Origin of the sequence: Collinsella aerofaciens, from assembly GCF_015553355.1 — a bacterium.
Lineage (GTDB): Bacteria > Actinomycetota > Coriobacteriia > Coriobacteriales > Coriobacteriaceae > Collinsella > Collinsella aerofaciens_V.
In genome coordinates this window covers 169,248-192,341 of the sequence record NZ_JADNGN010000001.1, presented here as the reverse complement: position 1 = coordinate 192,341, position 23,094 = coordinate 169,248, and the positions used below count along the sequence as shown (strand labels likewise).

Sequence of the window (23,094 nt, the reverse complement as noted above, 5' to 3'; positions counted from 1 at the left end):
AAGGGGCAGCCCGCATGTCACATTGGGAAAGGCGTTCCATGTCGCAAGTTTCTAACACCTCGTTTACAACGTCGGTTTCATCAAACGCCATGGCCGTGGTCGATTATCTGTCCAAAAGCATGATGTCGGCGCTGCCGTTTATTGTCTGCGCGGCGTTGTTCCGCACCGTCGCTGTCATTATGGGCGAAGGCATGCTGGGCCTGTGGTCTGCCGATTCTGAAATCTATCGCCTGTTCTACAGTTGGCTCTATAACGCCGGCTACTACTTTTTGCCCATTTATCTTGGTTGGGCGGCCGCTCGCCAGCTCGGTTGCTCGGAGCAGCTGGGCATGATGCTGGGCGGCGTATTGATTGCGCCCGATCTGCTTAAGCTCGTCGATGCCGCGTCGACGACGGGGGCATCGATGACTTCCGTGTATGGTCTGCTTCCCGCGCCGGTCAACGATTACACGACGACTGTTATTCCGGTTCTCATCTCGGTGCCCGTGCTATGGCGAGTGGAGTGTTTCTTTAAGCGCGTTATCCCTAAGGCCGTGGCGTTTTCGTTCGTTCCGTTTGCGACCATGCTCGTCATGGTTCCGGTTTCGCTGTGCATTACGGCGCCGGCGGGCAGCTATCTGGGCATGCTGTTGGGACAGCTTATGTTTATGCTTGGCAATTCCGGTGGCATCGTGTCGCTGCTTACGCTCATGGGGCTTGCCGCGGGTTGGGAGTTCCTTAAGATTGCGGGCATCAGCAACGTTGTCCTATCGCTCGCCTATGCGCAGTTTATGAGTGTGGGAACGGATTCGTGCATTCTGATCGCCGCGACGATGGCAACGTTTGCCGTTTGGGGCATGCCCTTTGGTGCGTCGCTTCGCGTTGCGGATAAGGACGAGAAGGCCCTCATGCTGGGCTATTCAATCTCGGGCGTGCTTGGCGGCGTAAGCGAGCCGGCGCTGTACGGTTGCGGCTTTAAATATGGCAGGTGCCTGACGTGCATGGCCATTGGCGGTGCCGTCGGAGGCCTTGTTGCAGCCGCGGGCCACGTTACGGCCTATACCATCGGCATGACGAATGTCCTCATGGTCATTGGCTTTGCCACGGGCGGCATCTCGAACCTGCTATGGTGCTGTGCTGCCGGCGGTGTGGCATTTGCGGTGTCTGCGGCGCTGAGCTACTGCTTTGGCGTGGTGCCGGCGAAGGGACAGACGATGGGGGACGGAGCCGATTCACCCGAAACCTCGAAGAGCGTGGCCGAAGTAAGCGCGTAAACCTGTGCGACACAAGGACGATTCCTTTGCCACATTCCAAGGCCGTGGCCCGTGTGGGTTGCGGCCTTTTTTGTATCTGGGGGATAAAGTGGCTACACTACAATCCGTTTGAGCAATAGATATATAGGTAGTACCGTGGGGGCAGATGTAGATGGTCGAGTGGATTGTTAAGCGTGCGCAGGGCGACCGTGCGCGCGTGGGCACGTTGACGGGCGTGGTGTGTATTCTCGCCAATGTGGCACTATGCGCTGCGAAGGGCGTAATTGGCGTGCTGTCGGGATCGGTTTCGATCGTGGCGGATGCCATGAACAACCTGTCCGATGCCAGCTCGAATATCGTGAGCGTGCTGGGCTTTAAGCTGGCGAGCAAGCCGGCCGACCCCGAGCATCCTTACGGCCACGGTCGCTACGAGTATCTCTCGGGTCTGGTCGTGGCTGCACTCGTGCTGCTGATCGGCCTTGAGCTTATCAAATCCTCGTTTGAGCGCATCATCCACCCCGAACCTGTCGAGTTCTCGCTTGCCCTGGTGGCGGTCCTGGCGCTTTCGATGGTCGTAAAGCTCTGGATGGCGGCCCTCAACCAAAAGCTCGGTGACCGCATTGAGTCCGAGACGCTGCATGCGACCGCGCAGGATTCCAAGAACGATGTCCTTGCCACAGGCGCCGTGCTGGCGTGCGCGATTGTTTCCCAGGTGACGCATATCAATCTTGATGCATGGGTCGGCCTTGCCGTTGGCGCCTATATTGGCTGGAGCGGTTTTGAACTCATCCAGGATACGGTGAGCCCGCTTTTGGGCCAGACGCCCGATCCTAAGCTGGTCAAGCACATTCGAGACAAGATCATGAGCTACCCCGGCGTTTTGGGCGTTCACGACCTTATGGTTCACGATTATGGTCCGGGCAGGAAGTTCGCAAGCGCTCACGCTGAGATGGCAGCCGAGGCAAGCCCGCTGGAAAGTCACGACACGCTCGATAACATCGAGCAGTCGTTTAGGAACGAAGACGGCATGATTGTCACACTTCACTACGACCCCATCGTGACCGACGATCCAAAGGTGGCGAGCATGCGCTTGCGCATCAACGCTATGGCTCAAGAGATCGATAGCCGCCTTTCGATTCATGATTTGCGCTGCGTGCCGGGCCCCACGCACACCAACGTGATTTTTGACTGCGTGCGTCCCTCGGATCTGCAAATGAGTGCCGAAGACTTAAAGCACGCGCTGGCACAACGGGTCGAATCGGAATATCCAAAGTCGATTGCCAAGATTACGATCGACGAAGACTACGTAGGACATACCCACGAGTAAGGCTGTGCCGGCAAAGCAGGTTATGCAGAAGGGGAGAGCATGAAGAAGCTGTATCTACTCCGCCACGGTCAGACGGAGTTCAACGTCAAAAAGCTGGTCCAGGGCCGCTGCGATTCACCGCTGACCGACCTGGGCCACAAACAAGCGGGAATGGCAGCCGCATGGCTCAAGGGCCACGGCGTCGTCCCCGATAAAGTGGTCTCTTCGCCCCTAGGCCGAGCCATGGACACAGCTCAGCTCGTCGCAACCGAACTCCTCGGCCCGGACGCAGCAGTCGAGCCCTGCGAAGGCATCATCGAACGCTGCTACGGAACCTTCGAAGAAGGCCCTCACGACGCCCTGCCCACTGACGTCTGGGATCCGGGCGAGGACTTAATCCCATTCGGAGGAGAAGGAAGCCAGGCACTGCAAGAGCGCATGGTAGACACCCTCACCAATATCATGGGCTCCGAGGGCATCGAAACCCTTCTAGCAGTAAGCCACGGCAGCGTCAGCCGCCAATTCATCAAGGCTGCAGCCCCAGAGGGCTTCGAGCTCCCAACAAAACTCCCCAATTGCGCCATCATGATCTTCGATTTCGATGAGGCAAAGCCACAAGCAGAAGGCGAGCCTCATCAATGTAAGTTCACCCTCCAGCAAATAGTGGACCCCCAACAAAGTCATTAGCCTGAGCGAGCAAGGTTTAGCACACTGGGAACGTGCCACGCACTTTACCTGCGTAAACAATGTGAGTGAAATATGAATCTCGATGGATACGCCCGCAGCCGTGTATACTAAACAGCTGTGTGAAACCAGGGGAGTATTCTGGCTGGACAAAATGCCTGCTTAATAGGGTTGTCAGGTAGTCCGGGCGAAATACAAGGCTGGGGAGCACGTCGTGTAAGTAGTGGTCCTCTAGGGGCGTACGCTCGGTGGTGTACGCATTGTCCCAAGACCACGCGAGAGTTGGGATCATATCTTGATCAGCATGATTCTCGGCCGCAAGATTGGCATGACCCAGGTTTGGGACGAGAACGATAACGTCGTTCCCGTCACGGTCATCCAGGCTGGCCCCTGCGCTGTCTCGCAGGTTAAAACTCAGGCAACCGACGGCTATGACGCCGTCCAGATCGGTTTCGGCGACATCAAGGCCAAGAACGTGAACAAGCCCATGGCTGGTCACTTCGCCAAGGCTGGCGTCGAGCCTGTCCGCTTCCTTCGTGAGGTCCGCGTCGAGAACGGCGAGGAGCACAAGGTCGGCGAGGTCGTCACCGTCGCTGATTTCGCTGATGTCGAGAAGGTCGACGTCATCGGTACCTCCAAGGGTAAGGGCTTCCAGGGTCGCATCAAGCGCTGGGGTCAGCGCCGCGGTCCTATGACGCATGGTTCTCACTTCCAGCGTCACCCCGGTTCTATCGGTCAGTGCGCCTATCCTGCGCGCGTCCTCAAGGGCGTCAAGATGGCCGGTCACATGGGTAACGAGCGCGTTACCGTCAAGAACCTTTCCGTTGTCCGCATCGATGCCGAGCAGAACCTCATCTTGGTCAAGGGCGCTGTCCCGGGTGCCAAGAATGGTCTCGTCGCCATCCGTATGGCCTAAGGGCCCAGCCCATTTAGCCCAGCGTCATACCAAGGAGAACACTTAAATGGCAAAGTTTGAAGTAAAGAACAGCGAGGGCAAGAAGGTCGCCGAGGCCGAGCTCGCCGCTGAGGTGTACGGCATCGAGCCGAACATCCACGTTATGCACCACATCGTCAAGTGCCAGATGGCCTCTTGGCGTCAGGGCACCCAGTCTGCTAAGGGTCGCTCTGAGGTTTCCGGTGGCGGCAAGAAGCCTTGGCGTCAGAAGGGCACCGGCCGTGCCCGCCAGGGTTCCATCCGTGCTGCCCAGTGGCGTCACGGTGGCGTTGTCTTCGCCCCCAAGCCCCGTTCCTACGCTAAGCGTATGAACAACAAGGAGGTCAAGCTGGCTATGCGCTCCGCGCTGTCCGCCAAGCTGGCCGATGGCGAGCTCGTGCTCGTCGACGACTACGGCTTCGAGAAGCCTTCCACCAAGGCTGCCGTCGCCATGCTCAAGGCTCTCGGCCTTGAGGGCAAGCGTCTGACCATCATCGTTCGCGATGAGGACGTCAACGCCTACCTGTCGTTCCGCAACATTCCCAAGACGTTCATCATCACCGCTGACGAGGCCAACACCTACGATCTCGTCAACAACAACGCTGTGCTGATGCCCGCCGACATCGCCGTTCACTTCGGGGAGGTGCTTGCATAAATGACCGCCCACGAGATCATCATCCGTCCGATCGTGTCCGAGCGTTCCTTCTCCGGCATGGAGCTGAACAAGTACACGTTCGAGGTCGCCAAGGATGCTAACAAGTATCAGATCAAGGACGCTGTCGAGGAGATCTTCGGCGTCAAGGTCGTTCGCGTGAACACCCTGACGGTCAAGCCCAAGACCAAGCGCGTGCGCTATGTCGCCGGCAAGACCCGTTCTTGGAAGAAGGCCATCGTCACGCTGGCCGAGGGCGACACCATCGAGGTCTTTGGCAACCAGGCCTAAGACTCGCTGCTGTTGAGTGAGCTCATGCCTCCCAAATAGGGGAGGCGGGAGCTCAAGGTTTTGGGTGTATAAAATGGACACGCCCGGAACCGTGTATACGTCCGGTGTCATCGCACCCGAGGCAGAACCTCGAATCCCTGTCTGCGATGGCTAACGGATTCCTATTGAAAGGGATTGTAATGGCTGTAAAGCACCTTAAGCCGACCTCCGCTGGTAGGCGTTGGCAGACGATCTCCGACTTCTCCGAGATCACCTGCACCAAGCCCGAGAAGTCTCTTCTCGAGCCCCTGCCCAAGAAGGCCGGTCGTAACAACAACGGCCGCATCACCACCCGCCACCAGGGCGGCGGCGTGAAGCGTCGTTACCGCGTGATCGACTTCAAGCGCAACAAGGACGGCGTGCCCGCCAAGGTTGCCACGATCGAGTACGATCCGAACCGTTCCGCTCGCATCGCTCTGCTGCACTACGCTGACGGTGAGAAGCGCTACATCCTGGCCCCCAAGGGCCTCGAGGTCGGTCAGACCATCATGTCCGGTTCTGACGCCGACATCAAACCGGGCAACGCTCTGCCCCTCGCCGACATCCCCGTCGGTACGCTCATCCACGCCGTCGAGTTCCAGCCGGGCAAGGGCGCTGCTATCGCCCGTTCCGCCGGTAACTCCTGCCAGCTGATGGGTAAGGAGGGCAAGTACGCTATCGTCCGTATGCCTTCCTCCGAGATGCGCCGCATCCTCGTTACCTGCCGCGCCACCGTCGGTGAGGTCGGCAACGCCGATCACTCCAACATCGTCATCGGCAAGGCCGGCCGTAAGCGTCACATGAACGTGCGCCCGACCGTCCGCGGTACCGTCATGAACCCTGTCGACCACCCGCACGGCGGTGGCGAGGGCAAGAACCACACCTCTGGTCGTCCCTCTGTTACCCCCTGGGGTAAGCCGACGAAGGGCCTTCGTACGCGCAAGAAGAAGAAGGTCTCGAACCAGCACATCATTCGTCGCCGTAAGAAGTAATTTCGGATACCGAGTTTTAGGAGAAAGCACTTATGAGCAGAAGTCTCAAAAAGGGCCCGTTCGTGGAGACTCGCCTTCTCTCGCGTATCACCGCGATGAACGAGGCTGGCAAGAAGGACGTCGTGAAGACCTGGTCCCGCGCGTCCACCATCTTCCCCGAGATGGTTGGTCACACCATCGCCGTCCACGACGGCCGCAAGCATGTGCCCGTGTATGTTACCGAGTCCATGGTTGGTCACAAGCTCGGCGAGTTCGCGCCGACTCGTACGTTCCGTGGCCACAAGGCCAAATAGGGGGTTAACCGTAAATGGCAACTAAGTCTATTGAAACTGAGGCCACCGAGGTTCGCGCCGTCGCTAAGTACGTGCGTGTTTCCCCCAGCAAGGCCCGCCTGGTGGTCGATCTGATCCGCCGCAAGCCTGTCGCTCAGGCCTTCGACATCCTCCACTTCTGCGACCGCGCCGTCGCCGTGGATGTCGAGAAGGTTCTCCGTTCCGCCGTTGCGAACGCCGAGAACAACAACGGTCTGCGTGCCGACAACCTGGTTGTCGCCGCTGCCTATGTTGACGAGGGTCCGACGCTTAAGCGCATCCGTCCCCGCGCCAAGGGTTCCGCTTCTCGTATTCTGAAGCGTACTTCCCACATCACCGTCGTCGTTGCTCCTCGAAAGGAGGCGTAAAGCTGTATGGGTCAGAAAGTCTACCCCACCGGCTTCCGTCTTGGCATCACCGAGAACTGGCGCTCCCGCTGGTTCGCAGAGAAGGATTACGCTAAGACCCTCGGTAACGATCTCGAGATCCGCAAGTACCTCGAGAAGCGTCTTTCCCGCGCAGCTGTCTCCCGTGTCGAGATCGAGCGCGCTGGCGACAAGGTGAAGGTCATCATCCTCACCGCTCGCCCCGGCGTTGTCATCGGTAAGAAGGGTGCCGAGATCGATACCCTCCGCACCGAGCTCGAGAAGGTCGCTGGGGTCTCCAAGGGCCAGCTCTCCGTCGACGTTGTCGAGATCAAGCGACCCGAGCTCGACGCCAACCTCGTTGCTCAGTCTATCGCCGAGCAGCTCGAGGGCCGCGTTGCCTTCCGTCGCGCTATGCGTAAGGCTGTCCAGTCCGCCCGCAAGGCCGGCGCTAAGGGCATCCGTATCCAGTGCTCCGGTCGTCTCGGCGGTGCCGAGATGGGCCGTCGTGAGTGGTACCGCGAGGGTCGCGTGCCTCTGCACACCCTCCGTGCCAAGATCGACTACGGCACGGCTGTCGCCAGCACCACCATGGGTGCTTGCGGCGTGAAGGTCTGGATCTACCTGGGCGAGAAGCTCCCGGGCCAGCCTGTTCCCAACCCTGCACTCGAGGGCTCTTCCCGTCCTCGTCGTCGTAACTCCGAGAGGAGGGGTCAGTAGTGCTTGCCCCTAAGCGTATTCTTCACCGCAAGGTGCAGCGTGGCTCCATGAAGGGCCAGGCCAAGGGTAATACCGAGCTGCATTTCGGCGAGTTTGGTATCCAGGCTCTCGAGGCCCATTGGATCACCAACCGTCAGATCGAGGCCGCTCGTATTGCCATGACCCGCTACATGAAGCGTGGCGGTCGTGTCTACATCACGATCTTCCCCGATAAGCCCATCACCAAGAAGCCTGCCGAGACTCGCATGGGTTCTGGTAAGGGCAACCCCGAGGAGTGGGTGGCCGTCGTCAAGCCCGGCCGCATCATGTTCGAGGTCAAGGGCGTGCCCGAGGAGGTCGCTCGCGAGGCTCTGCGTCTTGCTCAGCACAAGCTCCCCATCAAGACCAAGATTGTGGTTGCCAAGAACGCTGAGCAGCGCATCGAGAAGGAAATGGCTGAGGAGGCCGCTCTCGAGGCCAAGTGGGCTGCTGAGGACGCCGCCGCCAAGGAGGAGAACTAATGAAGCCCGCAGAGATTCGTGAGCTCTCGGACGCTCAGCTCGTTGAGAAGCTGAAGGAAATGCGCGCCGAGCTCTTTAACCTTCGTTTCCAGATGGCCACCAGCCAGCTGGACAACACCGCTCGCGTCAACACCGTGAAGAAGGACATCGCTCGCGTCCTCACGGAGCAGCGCGCCCGCGAGATCGCAGCGGAGAAGTCCGCTGTCGCCGAGTAGGACCTAAGGAGAGAACATGACTGATTCGCGTAACTCGCGTAAGGTCCGTACGGGTGTCGTTACCTCCGTCTCCGGTGCCAAGACCATTGTTGTCACCATCACCGAGCGCAAGCGTCACCCCAAGTACGGCAAGATGATGACCAGCTCCAAGAAGCTGCACGCTCACGACGAGGAGTGCACGGCTGGCGTGGGCGATACCGTCCGCGTTATGGAGACCCGTCCTATGTCCAAGATGAAGCGTTGGCGCCTCATCGAGGTCGTCGAGCGCGCTAAATAAGCAGTCGCTCTTACGACTTGTACGTTTCCGAAGATGTGCGTATGCCTGGCTTGCATACCACGGGCCGTATAAAGGCTGCGCACCTCTCTTCGGTTCTTAGTTCGGAGGAACATCTACCATGATTCAGATGCAAACCATGCTGAACGTCGCCGACAACTCCGGCGCTCGCAAGATTCGCTGCATCAAGGTGCTTGGCGGTTCCAAGCGTCGTTATGCAGGCATCGGCGATGTGTTCATCGGTGCTGTCCAGGAGGCTACCCCTGGCGCCAACGTCAAGAAGAAGGACGTTGTCCGTTGCGTCGTCGTTCGCACCGTTAAGGAGATCCGCCGCAAGGATGGCTCCTACATTCGCTTTGATGAGAACGCCTGCGTTGTCATCAACAACGATGGTTCGCCCGTCGGTACCCGTATCTTCGGGCCCGTCGCTCGCGAGCTTCGTGACAAGAAGTACATGAAGATCGTCTCGCTCGCTCCCGAGACTCTGTAGTTAGGGGAGATATATGTATATCAAGAAGGGCGATAAGGTCCAGGTTCTCTCTGGTAAGGATCGCGGCAAGCAGGGCGTTGTCCTGCGTGCTCTCCCCGCCGAGAACAAGGTCGTTGTCGAGGGCGTTTCGGTCGTCAAGAAGGCCGTCAAGCCCAACGCTGCCAACCAGCAGGGCGGCATCGTTTCGCAGGAGGCTCCTATCGACGCCTCCAACGTCAATCTCGTTTGCCCCGAGTGCGGTAAGGTTACCCGCGTCGGTCACGAGAAGGACGGCAAGAACAAGCTGCGCGTCTGCAAGAAGTGCGGCCACAAGTTCTAAGCTGCCCCGCAACATCAAGTTGCTAGCAAAGGCCCGGATGCCCCAAGGCACCCGGGCCTTTTTCTATCCCTACTCATTGGGGACAGACTTAAATGAGTGGTCGTACTAGTCGTTGGGGGCGTTCTTAAACAACTAGTCGTTGGGGACAGTCTTGCATAGAAAGCGTTACATGGGGAACGTCCCCAGGTGCCGGCAGCTTGGGACATTCCTTTTTTGTCGGCAGTTTGGGACAGTCCCTTGATGTCTGATGCCCCCCCCAGAGGGGTGGAGTATTACGGCCTACTCTGTCTTTTAGGGTTTTGGTGTCCCGCTCCCTTATGTTTAAGACGGATCGTTGCATGCGCATTTACGCGCATACCATTGCGCGATACTGCGTGTACTCGCGCAAACATGTGTAAACTATGGCTAAATAATGACTGTAAAGCAAATAAATACGCAAATACGAGCATGCACGCGCGTATTTGTGCGAATATGGAAACGGCAGAATTGCAAGACGCTCCATGATTCAGGAGGCACATATGGTAGATTCCAAGCAGGCTCCGCTCGACGCCGCGGCAGCCGCCAAGGCAGCGTTCGCTTCGGTCCAGGACAAGCAGTTCCCCGACGATATTTTTACGGCTCCCGAGCTTCGTTGGGCTGTGATCGGGTGCGGCGTTATCGCCAACCAGATGGCCCAGTCTCTCGCTCTTGCCGGCCGCAAGCTTGCGGGCGTCGCCAACTGTACGCTGTCCAAGGCTCAGGCTTTTGCCGAGCAGTATGGCATCGAGAAGGTCTATGAAACGGTTGAGGACCTCTACGCCGATCCGGGCATCGACGCCGTCTATATCACCACGCCGCACAACACGCATATCACCTATCTGCGTGACGCGCTGGCCGCCGGCAAGCACGTGCTCTGCGAGAAAGCCATTACCCTCAATTCCGCTGAACTCGATGAGGCCCGTTCCATTGCCGCCGAGCACAACGTGGTCCTTATGGACGCTACCACGGTGCTCCACATGCCCTTGTATCAAGAGCTGCGCCGCCGCATGGATGCCGGCGAGTTCGGCCGCATGAACCTCGCTCAGCTTAACTTTGGTAGCTACAAGGAGTACGGCGACCTGACCAACCGTTTCTACAATCGCAACCTTGCCGGCGGTGCCATGCTCGATATTGGTGTGTATGCCCTGTCCGTCATGCGCCTGTTTATGGCGAGCCAGCCCGCCGAGGTCGTGTCTCTAGGCAACACCTGCGAGACTGGCGTCGATGTTGCGGGCGGCATCGTCTGCCGCAATGCCGAGCAGCAGCTGGGCGTCGTGAGCCTTACGCTCCACTCCAAGCAGCCCAAGCGCTCGGTCATCAGCTTTGACAAGTGCTACATCGAGGTCAACGAATATCCGCGTGCCGATCACGCGACCATCGTGTGGACTGCGGACGGCCACCGCGAGGAGGTCCACGCAGGCACCGAGGCTTACGCCCTGTGTTATGAGATGGCCGATCTTGAGAAGGCCGTTGCCGGCGACGACTCCAAGCGCGAGCTTCTGGATTATGCTTCTGATGTTATGGAGCTTATGACCAAGCTTCGCGCCGATTGGGGAGTCGTGTACCCCGAGGAGGAGTAAGCGATGCTTGCGGAAGATAGGCTCAACGCAATCGTGTCGATGGTGCAGCAGACGGGCTCGGTAACCGTACCGGAGCTTGCTGAGGCCCTGGGCGTGACGGCGTCTACCATTCGGCGCGACCTGCAGACGCTCAATCGCGCACACCGTATCGCCAAGGTGCACGGTGGGGCGACAAGCCTTGAGCGCGCGCACGTGACGCGCGACCTGACGCTTAATGAGCGCAGCGATCTCCATAACGACGACAAGGAACGTATCTGCGCCCGTGCGGCGGCGCTGGTGGAGCCCGAGAGCTTTGTGTACATCGATTCGGGTTCGACGACGCTCAGGCTCATCGAGCATCTTCCGCATCTCGAAAGGGTCACCTATGTGACTGATTCCGTGCTCCATGCTCAGCATCTCGCTTTGCGCGGCATGCGTACCGTGGTGCTGGGCGGCGAGCTCAAACCCGAGACCGAGGCGCTCGTTGGCCCCGATGCCTTGGCAACTCTAGACCGCTACAACTTCAACTGCGGCTTTTGGGGTTCCAACGGCATTGCCGCCGAGCAGGGCTTTACGACGCCCGATATCGAGGAGGCACAGGTCAAGCGCATCTCGATGCGCCATACGGCCAAACGCTTCGTAATCTCGGATGCCAGCAAATTTGGCATGGTGGCGCCCGTCAAGTTCGCGGACTTCCGCGACGCAACGATTATTACCGCAGGCGAGGTCCCAGCCAAGTACCGGGCAATGGACAACGTCGTCACGGTCTAGCGGCGGGGCAAGGTCAAAACCATTTAGTTTTTCTCAATAGAAAAGCGGCAACGTCCATTACGGGCGTTGCCGCTTTCGTTGTCTGCCGGTTTTGTCTAAGTCTATAACAACTAGACCGTTAAAAGTGGGTTAGATGTTACAGATTGAGATTGCTTGGGGCGACGCTGGTGGTTTGTCTAAATCTATAACATCTGAGGCTGATTTTGCCGAGTTACTGTTACAGATTGAGATTTTCCCTTGAGGGGGATTCGAATGTCTCGATCTGTAACAGATAGACCGGAAAATGGGTTCTAACTGTTACAGATCGAGACGTTTTGGGACCGCGGCTGAGCCATTGCGGCAAAACCACCACAAAGGTGCCTGTCCCCTTTGTGGTGGTTTAGGGCTCCCAGGGGCAGGGGGCTTCGATGTGGATGTGCTCGCCGGTTACGGGATGCGTAAAGGACACGCTATGGGCATGGAGCATGAGGCCGCAGGGGCGCGGCGTTCCGTACAGGTCGTCGCCAACCAGGGGATGACGCTCACTCGCCAGGTGCACGCGAATCTGATGCTTGCGGCCGGTGAGTAGCTCGACATCGATATACGAGCGCGCGGGCAGGCCACGACGGCTCTTAAGACGTTTGAGTACCTTGACGCGCGTCTGAGACGGCTTGCCGCTGGCGCCAACGCGCATCTTGCGGCTGTCGTGGCGGTCGCGGGCGATGGGCTTGTCGATGAGCTTTTCGTTCCAGTCGATCTTGCCCTCGGCGAGCGCCAGATAGTGCTTTTCGAATGCGTGGTCGATGATCATCTGGTCAAAAGCGGGCTGCGTCTGCTTGTCGAGCGAGAACAACACCACGCCGGTGGTGTTGCGGTCCAGGCGGTTGAGCGGCTGCATGTCAGTCGCGGCAAAGCCGTCGCCCATCGCCAGCAAAAGGTCGCTAGCGTAGTCGGTAAGTGTGCGCTCGCCGGTGCCGTCACCGTGGACGATCATGCCAGCGGGCTTGTCGATGGCCATGAGCCAGGCGTCGCAGTAGAGGACTTGAGGTTCTTCGTTCACGTGTAAGCCTTTCGGTTAGCTGATTCCCACAAACATGCAGCCCGAGGTCGCCCCGCGCAGGCGGGCGGCGGGCTTGCGGCCGGCATGCGCTGCTTCGATGGCACGACGGACGCGGGCGACGGCACGGCCCACCTCATCTGTCTCGAGCAGCGTTCCGTCTACCATGAGACGACGGACGCCGGCGTCGAGCAACTGCGGTACCTGCGGCGTAAGGTCGATGGGGTAGGCGTCGTACAAGCGAGAGCGGCCATGGATGTCGGTGCGCACGGGCATGACCTTGCCGTCGATATTCTTGAGCGACAGCTTGCGGGCGCGCAGGCGGCAGTTGGCGCAATCGTGGATGCAGCCATTGGCCACCTGCAGGATGCAGTGCTCGCTCGTCATAACGCGCGGGCGGCCAAAGACGGTGATGCCCAGAGCCGCGGGCGCAGCGGCGCCGAGCGAGACAATCTCGTCGAGTGTGATCTCGGGCGAGAGCCAAAACGCACCGGCTCCGCGCTCGGCAAGCGCCTCCATGCAGGGCGTGTTGTGCACCGGCAGGCAAGAGCGAATCTCGGCCGTGGCGCCAACCTGGGCGGCCAGGGCAAGCTCAGAGATGTTGCCAATAGCGACCGTGGCGCCGGCAACAACCCACGGGTCGACGCGTACGTGGTCAACGGCGCGGCAGACCTCATCGAGCACGGGTACGATGCCCTGCTCAAATGCATCGGCGGGGGAGAGCTCGGCCGCATCGAGCGCGTCGGTGGTCATGTAGATGCGCGTTACACCCTCGGCACGAGCGGCCTCGGCGGCCTCGAGCGAGGTGACGGTGGCGCAGATCTGCGGCTCATCGCGGTAGTGCTCGGGCGCGGGGCGGGAATCACTGGTTACAATCGCCGGCAGCTCGAGCGTTTTCGCGCGCTCCTCGTACGGTGCCAGAATGGCCTCTTCCAGCGCCTTACAAGCGGCGGCGCGCACCTTGTGCACGGCGGAAAAGCCCATACCGCAGCCGGCGTCGAGCGAAACGTCAAAGCTTGCGGCCTCAAAGGGAGAGGAGCCCATGCGCCCGACGTGCTCAACCAGATCGGATGCCTCGACGGCGCGGGTCTTGGCAGCCTCGACGGTAAAGCCCGTGGCAGTGGCCGTAAGCGAAGGGTCGTCGCAGCAGGTGAGCGTAACGGTAAACGGCTCGCCCAGGCGCGCCACGACGGACACGTCAACAGCTCGGCGGCGCAGCACATCGCGCTTGAGCGCGGCGCCGGCGGCGTCGATGGCGCGCTGACTGCGAATCACGCGGACGCGGCAGCCCTCGGGCATGCTGCGGGGCACGCGGCACTCGATGATGTCGCCGGCAGCGGCATCCTCGGCAGCGATGGTGGTCAGGAACTGGTCAAACTCATTGTCGTGACGAAGCTCCAGCAGGTCGCCCTTGCCCACGGGCTCAAACAACTCAATGCGGGCGATGGCGGCGCGGCGACGACGGTCGTCGGGTTTGAGCCCGCGCACGTCGCGGTTGGCCAGACGGCTGCCCAGCACCGTGCCCACAATCTGGCCGCGGTTGTTGGAGCGCTCGTAACTCATCATCTCGTCGCCCGAGGTGCCGTCCTGATAGGCGTGCGTAAAGTCGCGGTTAAAGCAGCGCTTGAGTTGGCGCTGGCGAGCGGCGTCCTCGTCCTTATCTACGGCGACCCCGGCCAGCATGTCGTCGATCTGATGACGATACACATCAACGATGGAGTACACGTAATCGGGCGCCTTCATGCGGCCCTCGAGCTTGAGCGATGCGGCGCCGGCGTCATACAGACGGCGAACAAGCTGCGACGTGTTGGTGTCGCGCGGGCACAGCGCGCGCCCGCGACCGGCGGGGGAGAGCGAGCGGCCGTTCTCGTTGATCAGCTCGTAAGGCAGGCGACAGGGCTGAGCGCACATGCCGCGGTTGGCCGAGCGGCCCGCCATGGCAAAACTCGAGAGCAGGCATAGGCCCGAGTAGCAAAAGCAGATGGCGCCATGGCTGAAGACCTCAAGGTCCACATCGGGCGCGGCGTCGTGAATGGCGGCGATTTCGTCGATGGAGAGCTCGCGCGAGAGAGTCACGCGGTCGGCGCCCTGCTCACGGCACCAAAGGGTTCCGCGGTCGTCGTGGATGTTCGCCTGGGTCGAGATATGTGTCTCGATGCCGGGCATGGTGCGCTTGACCTCAAAGAACAGACCCCAGTCCTGGATAATGAAGGCATCGGCGCCCAGCGTGGAGCAGCGATGAATGAGCTGCAGTGCATCGCCCATCTCGGACTGCTTGATGACGATGTTGACCGTGACGTAGACGCGCGACCCGGCTAGATGCGCGGCGCGGCAGGCTTGCTCAAAGGCCTCGTCGGTAAAGTTGGTTGCCTTGCGGCGGGCGTTGAAGCTGCCCATGCCGCAGTAGATGGCGTCTGCCCCGGCGGCGAGCGCGGCGGCAAAGGGCTCCGGGCCTCCGGCGGGGGCCAAAAGCTCGGGCCTGCGGTTAGTGGTTCGGCTGGCGGTTGCGGTCATATCCTGCCTTTCAAAATGCTCAGATATTCAAAAGTATAGTGGCGTCGCTGCGATGGACGATGCCCGCAGCCTAAGCAGGACAAAGTCTTCAGCAGCTTGGACTGGCTGCTCCACATGAGAACCGTTCAGCGGTTCGGGGAAACCGTTGGGCGATAAAATATTCTCGCAAGCTGATAATATTCTTGCATCAAACAGAAACCTTGAGTACTATCCCAATCAAGCGCGGTGTTCAGACCGAACTGTGCCTCCCGGTGTGAACACCGCGCTCACGCTCTCTCAATTGATCGTAAGGAGAAAAACATGAGCAAGACCGTCGTGTCTTCCGATAACGCACCCGCAGCCATCGGCCCGTATTCCCCCGGTATCCAGGCCGACAACATGGTGTTCCTGTCCGGCCAGCTGGGCATCGATCCCGCGACCGGCAAGATGCCCGAGGGCGTCGAGGCCCAGGCCAAGCAGTCCCTCGCCAACGTCGAGGCCCTGCTGACCGCTGCCGGCGCTACCTTTGCCGATGTCGTCAAGACCACGGTCTACCTGGCCGACATCGCCGACTTCGCCGCCGTGAACGAGATCTACGCCTCCAAGTTTGAGGCCCCGTTCCCCGCGCGCAGCGCCTTCCAGGTTGCCGCCCTTCCGGCTGGCGGTCTGGTCGAGATCGAGGTCGTTGCCGCTCTCTAAGGCGTTGGCCACAACTAAACATGACATGCAAAAAGACCCTGCAGTGCGAGCTGCAGGGTCTTTTGTTAAGTGACGGATCGCTTGTGGAGCCGCGCTTCATTTTGCTCGTTAGCCTTCCTTTCGGACTTTTTGCAGGTAGCGGTAGACGCTGGGCTCCGAGATGCCCAGCGCGGTGGCGGCGCAGGCAACAGCGCCCTTGAGCATGAACACCCCGTTGCCGTTGAGGTGGCGAATGACGTCCACGCGGTCGCTCTGACCAAGCGACGCTACATCCAGCCCACGCGCGCTCAGCAACTCGGCAATGCTGCGGTCGATGAGCTCCTGTGTGGACTCCGAAAGGCTTTCGACCTCGATAGGGGCGGGCTCCGTGCGCGTTGGCGCCGCGTCGAAGCACGCCATGAGCTGCTGCGCCATGGCGTTGATGGAGCGTACGGTCGAGAGGTCGGTGTTGACGCAGAGCATACCGACGATCTCGTCATCCTCGCGGATAAAGAACGTCGCGGACTCCAGCGTCTTGCCTCCGGCGCCGCGGCCCTCGTAGCCCGTAATAAACGGCAGGTCGCGATACTTGGGGTCGTGCATGATCTTGAGCGCCAGATCGGTGGCGGGACCGCCGACCTTGCGGCCACTCACGATGCCGTTGCGAATATCGACGATGGCGTGGTCGGGATCCGAGAAATCGTGCAGCACGATCTCGCTGTTCTTACCGAGTATCTGCTCCAGGAAATCGACCATCGGCAAAAAGCGGCGTACGGTCTCGTTCACGGGCAACTCCTTTGGGTGAAATCGGAAATGTTCATAACAATTTTTTCTCATGGTAACACGCTGCCCATCATCTCGTATATCCGCAGGTACATTGCGTAATGCAGACGAACGGTAGGAATTTAGCGGTAAACGGTTGACCAAAAGAAATGTTAGATGTTATTTTGACCAAACACTTTCCTGACCTGCGGAAATGCGTTATTTCAGCTGAAGAATAGTCTGATAACAAAAAATTATTATTGAGAATGAGAATCATCTTTAATACGATATGCAATGAAGGCACAACCTCAACCCCGCACTGCGTCACAATAGAGCGTTAGATGCGAAAACAACTACTTCGAGGATTGGTGGTCAAATGACCCAGGAGACGGTTACGAACGGCACTGAAGCCCTGTTCACTCGCGAAGGCATGCCTCCCGTTAAGGAAATGATCCCGTGTGCCCTTCAGCACGTACTGGCATCGTTTGCCGGCATCATTACCCCGGCGGTCATCATGGCCGGCGTCTACGGCTTTAATAGCCAGCAGAGCACCGACATCATCCAGGTCGCCCTCATTCTTTCGGCGATCGATACGGCCCTTCAGGCCTTCGCTCCCTTCCGTCGCATCGGCGGCGGCCTGCCCATCGTCATGGGCGTTTCGTTCGCGTTCCTGCCGGCCCTGCAGGCCATGGGTGCCTCGGGCTTTAGCTTTGGTGCGCTGCTGGGTGGCGAGATCGTCGGCGGCGCCGTCGCGGTCCTCTTTGGTCTGGCCTACAGCAAGATCAAGTGGCTGTTCCCGCCCGTCGTGACCGGTACGGTCATCTTCTCCATCGGCGTTTCGCTGTATCCCACGGCCGTCAAGTATATGGCCGGCGGTATGGGTACGCCGCTGTGGGGCACCCCGCAGGCCTGGTGCGTCGCTCTTATCACCTTCGCCGTGGTCTTTGCGCTCGCCAACTTTGGCAAGGGCACGCTCAAGCTGGGATCCGTGTTCTTTGGCATGATCGTTGGCATGATCGTTTCGATCCCCTTTGGCATGATCGACTTCTCCAGCGTCGCCACCGCTCAGGTCTTCGCCCTTCCCAAGCTCATGCCCTACGCGCTCGAGTTTGATCCCGAGGTCTGCATTACCCTCGCCGTCGTGTTCCCCATGGTTGCCATCCAGGTTATCGGTGACGTCTCCGCCGCCTGCCTGGGCTCCATCGACCGTATGCCCACCGAGCGCGAGCTCTCTGGCGCTATCGTGTCCCAGGGCCTCACTTCTATGGTCGGCGGCCTGCTGGGCGGTCTTCCCACCAGCGCCCTTGGCCAGAACGTGGGCATCATCTGCTCCAACAAGGTCGTCAACAAGTGGGTCTTTGTGATCATCGCGGCCGTCTTTGCCATCGCCGGTCTGTTCCCGCAGCTCTCTGCCGTCCTTTCCGCTATCCCGCAGCCCGTCATCGGCGGCGCGACCGTCGGCGTCTTTGGCACCATCACCATGAACGGCGTGCGCATGTTCACCCGCGAGGGCCTCACGCAGCGCACTACCACTATCGTCGGCACCTCCGTCGTCTTTGGCCTGGGTATTTGGATGGCCAGCGGCTGCCTCGCCGGCGAGGGCATGCCCACCTGGGTGTCCACCGTCATCGGCTCCAACGCCGTGACCCCCACCGCCATCATGGCCATCGTGCTCAACCTGATCCTTCCGCAGACGCCGGTCGTGGCTCAGCACATCGATGCCGCCAAGGATGCCGCTGTTGATCTGGTCCTGCCCGAGAGCAAGAAGTAACCAATTCGGTGCTATTCGTCGGCGGACGCATCGCCTCGTCCGCCGACGTCATGCGGCGCCAAGCCGCACTTCAAAGGGTTTGTCCCTTTGGTGAAGCGTTGACGGGAGAGGGCCCGTTTCCGGTGTAGGCCGGCGCTTCGCACTCCGCCATGTCAGAGGTGTCAAACCCCGCCCCTGATGCTGAAGGGAGCATTAATGCTTCTGGTCGCTAACGGTTCCGTCTTTACCCGCAACGCTCAGACCCCGTTCATTCCAAACGGTGCGGTCGCCATTGACGGAGATACGATCGTCGAAGTGGGCCCCGAGTGCGAGCTCAAGGCCAAGTACCCGGATGCCGAGTACGTCGACGCCCGGGGCAACCTCATCATGCCCGGACTCATCAACTGCCACACCCACATCTACTCGGGTCTGGCCCGCGGCCTTGCCATTAAGGGCTGCAACCCCACTAACTTCCTGGAGAATCTTGAGCAGCAGTGGTGGAAGATCGACGACAACCTGACACTCGACGGCACCAAGGCCAGCGCCTATGCCACAATCCTTGACTCCATCCGCGATGGCGTCACCACGATCTTCGATCACCATGCGAGCTTCTGCGAGATCCCGGGAAGCCTCTTTACCATTAAGGATGCAGCTCAGGAGCTGGGCATGCGTTCGTGCCTGTGCTACGAGGTCTCCGATCGCCGCGGCCAGGAAAAATGCGACCAGGCCATTGCCGAGAACGCCGAGTTTGCCCAGTGGGCCGCCAAGGAGCGTCGCGATAACGACAACCACATGATCGCCGCCATGTTTGGCGGACATGCCACCTTTACGCTTTCGGACGAGACCATGGACAAGATGGCCGAGGCCAACAACGGTCTGACCGGCTTCCACATCCATGTGTGCGAGGGCATGAACGACGTGTGGGACTCCCGCCTCAACCGCGGCGGCATCAGCCCCGTCGAGCGCCTACTGCAGCACAACCTGCTGGGTCCCGACACCATGCTCGGCCACTGCATCCACGTGACGCCTGCCGAGATGGATATCGTCAAGGAGTCCGGCACCTGGCTCGTCAACAACCCCGAATCCAATATGGGCAACGCCGTGGGCTGCGCCCCCGTGCTCGAGTTCTTCCGCCGCGGTATCCCCGTGTGCATGGGCACCGACGCCTACACCCACGATATGCTCGAGAGCCTCAAGGTCTTCCTGATCATTCAGCGCCACAACGCCGCCATGCCCAACGTGGGCTGGTGCGAGGCCATGACCATGCTGTTTGAGAACAACGCCAAGATGGCGAGCAAGTACTTCGATCGCAAACTCGGCGTGCTCGAGGCCGGCGCCGCCGCCGACGTCATCGTTATGGACTACAAGCCCTTTACGCCGCTGAGCGAGGAGAACATCGACGGCCACATGCTCTTTGGCATGATGGGCAAAAACTGCCGCACCACCATCATCAACGGCCGCGTCCTGTACAAGGATCGCGAGTTTGTGGGCATTGATGAGGAAAAGATCAATGCGTGGACCATGGCTGAGTCCAAGAAGCTCTGGAGCACGCTCAACGATCGCACCTACTAATAACAAGTAGATTCACGCGCGTCGGATGTTTCGTCGCATCCGACGCGCGTATAGGCGACCTCCGCGGGGTCGCCGGCGCTGTGCTAGCGCTACACCGTATTTGCGCCCGCCGCGCGGTCTCGCCGGGCGTTACAGAGAGGAGCTCACTATGAGCGACATCATGAGGCCGATCCCGTTTTCGCAGCTGATGAACTGGATCATCGAGGAGCACAAGACCCAGGACGCCATCTTTGGCGTGCGCAAGATGGTCACGACCAACCAGGAGGGTGCGCTTCCCATTTTTGACGAGCGCATCGAGACCCCGTTTGGCCCGGCCGCTGGCCCCAACACGCAGCTTGCCCAGAACATCGTGGCGTCCTACGTGGCCGGTTCTCGCTTTTTTGAGCTCAAGACCGTTCAGGTCATGGACGGCGAGGAGCTCTCCAAGTGTGTGAACAAGCCCTGCATTGTGGCACAGGACGAGTGCTACAACTGCGAGTGGTCGACTGAGCTTGAGGTTCCGCAGGCCTTTGCCGAGTACGTGAAGGCATGGTTCGCCTGCCATCTGATCGCTCGCGAGTACGGCCTGGGAAGCCCGGACGGCTTTGTCTTCAACATGTCCGTGGGTTATGACCTGGAGGGCATCAAGAGCCCCAAGGTCGATGCCTACATCGAGGGCATGAAGGATGCCAGCGGCTCCGACGTCTGGAACGAGTGCCGCGCATGGGCTCTCGCCAACCTGGACAAGTTTGAGCATGTCGACGCCGCGTTTGTCGAGTCCATTCCGGCACGCGTCTCCAACTCCATTACCGAGTCTACGCTGCATGGCTGCCCGCCGGCGGAGATTGAGCGCATCGCGACCTACCTCATCACCGAGAAGGGCCTCAATACCTACATCAAGTGCAACCCCACGCTGCTGGGCTATGAGTTTGCCCGCCAGCGCCTCAACGAGCTGGGCTTTGACTATATCGTCTTCGATGACACGCACTTCCGCGAGGACCTGCAGTGGGCCGATGCCGTGCCTATGTTCGAGCGCCTGATTGCCCTGTGCGCCGAGCGCGGTCTTGAGTTTGGCGTCAAGCTCACCAACACGTTCCCCGTCGACGTGACGAGAAACGAGCTGCCCTCCACCGAGATGTACATGTCGGGCCGTTCGCTGTTCTCGCTGACCATCGAGGCTGCCCGCCGCATTACTGAGCAGTTCGATGGCAAGCTGCGCATCAGCTACTCTGGCGGTGCCACGGTCTACAACATCCGCGCCCTGTACGATGCCGGCATTTGGCCCGTTACCCTGGCGACCGACGTGCTCAAGCCCGGTGGCTACGAGCGCTTTAGCCAGATGGCTGGCGAGTTTACCGACCTGGATGGCAAGCCGTTCGCGGGCGTCTCGCTCGAGGCCGTGACCGCGATCCAGGTCGACTCGCTCACCAACCCGCTCTACAAGAAGCCGCTGCGCCCGCTGCCCGACCGCAAGGTCGCCGGCAAGAGCCCGCTTTCCGACTGCTTTACCACGCCGTGCCGCACGAGCTGCCCCATCCAGCAGGATATTCCCGCCTACCTGGCGGCTGTTGACGAGGGCCGCTACGAGGACGCACTCAACATCATCATCGAGCGCAACGCCCTGCCGTTCATCACCGGCACCATCTGCCCGCATCCCTGCGGCCGTGCCTGCGAGCGCGCATTCTACGAGCCCGAGGGCGCCCAGATTCGCGCCAGCAAGCTCAAGGCCGCCCGCGAGGCCATGACCGCCGTGCTGCCCAAGCTGCGCGCCCAGGCCATCGCCAACGACGGCGAGCGCAACGTTGCCGTTATCGGCGGCGGCCCGGCCGGTCTGGCGACGGCGTTCTTCCTGACGCGCGCCGGCGTGCCCGTCACCATCTTTGAGGCCCGCGATTCGCTCGGCGGCGTGGTCCGTCACGTGATCCCCGAGTTCCGTATCGCCAGCGACGATATCTCGCACGACGCCGAGCTTTGCCTGGCCTTTGGTGCCAAGGTTCAGCTCAACGCTCGCGTGGATTCCATTGAAGAGCTCAAGGCCCAGGGCTTTACCGACGTGGTCGTGGCCACCGGTGCCTGGATGCCCGGCTCTGCGGGCTTGGGCGAGGGTGCCGAGCTCGACGTGCTGGAGTTCCTCGAGACCGCCAAGAAGGGCGAGAAGCTCGAGCTGGGCGAGGACGTCGTGGTTATTGGCGCCGGCAACACCGCCATGGACGCGGCCCGCGTGGCCAGGCGCCTGGCCGGCGTGAAGAACGTGCGCCTGGTGTATCGCCGTACCAAGAAGCAGATGCCCGCCGACGAGGAAGAGCTCGATCTTGCTCTTGCCGACGGCGTTGAGTTCTGCGAACTGCTGGCGCCCAAGGTACTTAACGGCGCCGTGCTGACCTGTGACGTTATGGAGCTTGGCGAGCCGGATGCAAGCGGCCGTCGCAGCCCCGTCGCCACGGGCGAGACCGTCGAGCTTCCCGCCACCACGGTGATCTGCGCCGTGGGCGAGGGCATCGATGCCAGCCTGTACGATGCTGCGGGCGTCGAGCACGACCGTCGTGGCCGCCTTGCCGCCACCTCCACCGGCGTCGAGGGCGTCTGGGCTGCAGGCGATTGCCGTCGCGGTCCGGCCACCGTGGTCGAGGCTATTGCCGACGCCGCCGAAGTCGCCCGCGCCATCGCCGGCGTGGACTTTAACAAGTACGCCGACTGCAACGAGCAGGCCGGCCGCGAGGGCACCTGCTACGAGCGCAAGGGGTCGCTGTGCCGCGACAAGCGCAACTGCACCAAGACCCGCTGCCTGGGCTGCGGTTCGGTGTGCGAGGTCTGCTGTGACGTGTGCCCCAACCGCGCCAACGTTGCCATCAAGGTGCCGGGCCTGGCCAAGCATCAGGTCGTCCATGTCGACGGCATGTGCAATGAGTGCGGCAACTGCGCCGTGTTCTGCCCCTACCAGGAGGGTCGTCCCTACAAGGACAAGCTCACCCTGTTCTGGAGCGAGCAGGACATGGAGAACTCCGAGAACGAGGGCTTCCTGGCCGTGGACGAGGATCACTTTAAGGTCCGCGTCGCCGGCACGGTCCGCACCGTCTCGGTCGATGCCGTCAACACCGGCCTTCCCGAGGCCGTCCGCCTGACCATCAAGGCCGTGCGCGACAACTATTCGTACCTTCTTAAGAAATAGGCGA

23 protein-coding genes and 1 pseudogene are annotated in these 23,094 nt (G+C 60.5%); 21 read left to right on the top strand and 3 right to left on the bottom strand.

Annotated elements, in window-relative coordinates; all coding sequences use genetic code 11:
- Positions 1-38 precede the first annotated feature (38 nt).
- The 17 genes and pseudogenes from I2D57_RS00810 (at position 39) to I2D57_RS00730 (ending at position 11,651) form a co-directional block, all read left to right on the top strand.
- Positions 39-1,253 (top strand): PTS transporter subunit EIIC, encoded by a 1,215-nt coding sequence (locus I2D57_RS00810; protein ID WP_195361143.1) that lies wholly within the window; start codon positions 39-41, stop codon positions 1,251-1,253.
- Positions 1,254-1,404: 151 nt separating this feature from the next.
- Entirely contained in the window at positions 1,405-2,559 is a 1,155-nt protein-coding gene (locus I2D57_RS00805; protein WP_195361142.1) for a cation diffusion facilitator family transporter, read from the top strand.
- Positions 2,560-2,598: 39 nt separating this feature from the next.
- A complete protein-coding gene (locus tag I2D57_RS00800) occupies positions 2,599-3,225 on the top strand; it encodes a histidine phosphatase family protein (RefSeq protein ID WP_195361141.1) in 627 nt (208 codons plus the stop codon).
- A gap of 292 nt (positions 3,226-3,517) precedes the next feature.
- Positions 3,518-4,138, top strand: a complete 621-nt coding sequence (gene rplC / locus I2D57_RS00795; RefSeq protein ID WP_089572481.1) for a 50S ribosomal protein L3 — start codon at positions 3,518-3,520, stop codon at positions 4,136-4,138.
- Between the two features lie 46 nt (positions 4,139-4,184).
- On the top strand, positions 4,185-4,811 hold the full coding sequence (gene rplD / locus I2D57_RS00790; protein ID WP_195361140.1) for a 50S ribosomal protein L4: 627 nt from the start codon (positions 4,185-4,187) through the stop codon (positions 4,809-4,811).
- Positions 4,812-5,099 carry a 50S ribosomal protein L23 gene (rplW, locus tag I2D57_RS00785; protein WP_022094197.1) on the top strand — a complete coding sequence of 96 codons (288 nt, stop codon included), beginning with the start codon at positions 4,812-4,814 and terminating at the stop codon, positions 5,097-5,099.
- A gap of 179 nt (positions 5,100-5,278) precedes the next feature.
- Positions 5,279-6,109, top strand: coding sequence for a 50S ribosomal protein L2 (gene rplB, locus I2D57_RS00780; protein WP_022094198.1), 831 nt, complete (start codon positions 5,279-5,281; stop codon positions 6,107-6,109).
- 32 nt (positions 6,110-6,141) lie between these two features.
- The gene (gene rpsS, locus I2D57_RS00775) at positions 6,142-6,402 is read left to right on the top strand and encodes a 30S ribosomal protein S19 (protein ID WP_006235035.1); all 261 of its coding nucleotides are present in this window, start codon (positions 6,142-6,144) and stop codon (positions 6,400-6,402) included.
- A 14-nt stretch (positions 6,403-6,416) separates the two neighbouring features.
- A complete protein-coding gene (rplV, locus tag I2D57_RS00770) occupies positions 6,417-6,788 on the top strand; it encodes a 50S ribosomal protein L22 (RefSeq protein WP_006235036.1) in 372 nt (123 codons plus the stop codon).
- A gap of 6 nt (positions 6,789-6,794) precedes the next feature.
- A complete protein-coding gene (gene rpsC / locus I2D57_RS00765) occupies positions 6,795-7,505 on the top strand; it encodes a 30S ribosomal protein S3 (RefSeq protein ID WP_006235037.1) in 711 nt (236 codons plus the stop codon).
- A pseudogene (rplP, locus tag I2D57_RS00760) lies at positions 7,505-7,903 on the top strand (50S ribosomal protein L16); the annotation flags it as partial. The gene rpsC and the pseudogene rplP, both read left to right, overlap by 1 nt.
- 101 nt (positions 7,904-8,004) lie before the next feature.
- Complete coding sequence (gene rpmC / locus I2D57_RS00755; RefSeq protein WP_006235039.1) at positions 8,005-8,220, top strand: 50S ribosomal protein L29; 216 nt, start codon at positions 8,005-8,007, stop codon at positions 8,218-8,220.
- A 16-nt stretch (positions 8,221-8,236) separates the two neighbouring features.
- Positions 8,237-8,497 carry a 30S ribosomal protein S17 gene (gene rpsQ, locus I2D57_RS00750; protein WP_006235040.1) on the top strand — a complete coding sequence of 87 codons (261 nt, stop codon included), beginning with the start codon at positions 8,237-8,239 and terminating at the stop codon, positions 8,495-8,497.
- A 118-nt stretch (positions 8,498-8,615) separates the two neighbouring features.
- Complete coding sequence (rplN, locus tag I2D57_RS00745; RefSeq protein ID WP_006235041.1) at positions 8,616-8,984, top strand: 50S ribosomal protein L14; 369 nt, start codon at positions 8,616-8,618, stop codon at positions 8,982-8,984.
- Between the two features lie 13 nt (positions 8,985-8,997).
- Positions 8,998-9,303 (top strand): 50S ribosomal protein L24, encoded by a 306-nt coding sequence (gene rplX, locus I2D57_RS00740; protein ID WP_006235043.1) that lies wholly within the window; start codon positions 8,998-9,000, stop codon positions 9,301-9,303.
- A 518-nt stretch (positions 9,304-9,821) separates the two neighbouring features.
- Positions 9,822-10,901, top strand: coding sequence for a Gfo/Idh/MocA family protein (locus tag I2D57_RS00735; RefSeq protein WP_195361139.1), 1,080 nt, complete (start codon positions 9,822-9,824; stop codon positions 10,899-10,901).
- Between the two features lie 3 nt (positions 10,902-10,904).
- On the top strand, positions 10,905-11,651 hold the full coding sequence (locus I2D57_RS00730) for a DeoR/GlpR family DNA-binding transcription regulator (RefSeq protein WP_195361138.1): 747 nt from the start codon (positions 10,905-10,907) through the stop codon (positions 11,649-11,651).
- A gap of 379 nt (positions 11,652-12,030) precedes the next feature.
- Here the strand turns inward: I2D57_RS00730 and I2D57_RS00725 are convergent, their stop codons facing one another.
- On the bottom strand, positions 12,031-12,690 hold the full coding sequence (locus tag I2D57_RS00725) for an RluA family pseudouridine synthase (RefSeq protein WP_324249176.1): 660 nt from the start codon (positions 12,688-12,690) through the stop codon (positions 12,031-12,033).
- 15 nt (positions 12,691-12,705) lie between these two features.
- Entirely contained in the window at positions 12,706-15,201 is a 2,496-nt protein-coding gene (locus I2D57_RS00720; protein ID WP_195361137.1) for a U32 family peptidase, read from the bottom strand.
- A 300-nt stretch (positions 15,202-15,501) separates the two neighbouring features.
- Here I2D57_RS00720 and I2D57_RS00715 point away from each other — a divergent pair, with 300 nt between their 5' ends.
- Positions 15,502-15,879 (top strand): RidA family protein, encoded by a 378-nt coding sequence (locus tag I2D57_RS00715; protein WP_195361136.1) that lies wholly within the window; start codon positions 15,502-15,504, stop codon positions 15,877-15,879.
- A gap of 108 nt (positions 15,880-15,987) precedes the next feature.
- On the opposite strand, the gene I2D57_RS00710 is transcribed toward I2D57_RS00715, so the two are convergent.
- A complete protein-coding gene (locus I2D57_RS00710; protein WP_232049564.1) occupies positions 15,988-16,644 on the bottom strand; it encodes a helix-turn-helix transcriptional regulator in 657 nt (218 codons plus the stop codon).
- Between the two features lie 352 nt (positions 16,645-16,996).
- On the opposite strand from I2D57_RS00710, the gene I2D57_RS00705 reads away from it, so the two are divergent.
- The 3 genes from I2D57_RS00705 (at position 16,997) to ygfK (ending at position 23,090) form a co-directional block, all read left to right on the top strand.
- Positions 16,997-18,391: a uracil-xanthine permease family protein gene (locus tag I2D57_RS00705; RefSeq protein WP_035137475.1), complete on the top strand. Its 1,395-nt coding sequence runs from the start codon at positions 16,997-16,999 to the stop codon at positions 18,389-18,391.
- Between the two features lie 195 nt (positions 18,392-18,586).
- The gene (gene ssnA / locus I2D57_RS00700; RefSeq protein WP_195361135.1) at positions 18,587-19,942 is read left to right on the top strand and encodes a putative aminohydrolase SsnA; all 1,356 of its coding nucleotides are present in this window, start codon (positions 18,587-18,589) and stop codon (positions 19,940-19,942) included.
- Positions 19,943-20,090: 148 nt separating this feature from the next.
- Entirely contained in the window at positions 20,091-23,090 is a 3,000-nt protein-coding gene (gene ygfK / locus I2D57_RS00695; protein ID WP_195361134.1) for a putative selenate reductase subunit YgfK, read from the top strand.
- Positions 23,091-23,094: the final 4 nt, after the last annotated feature.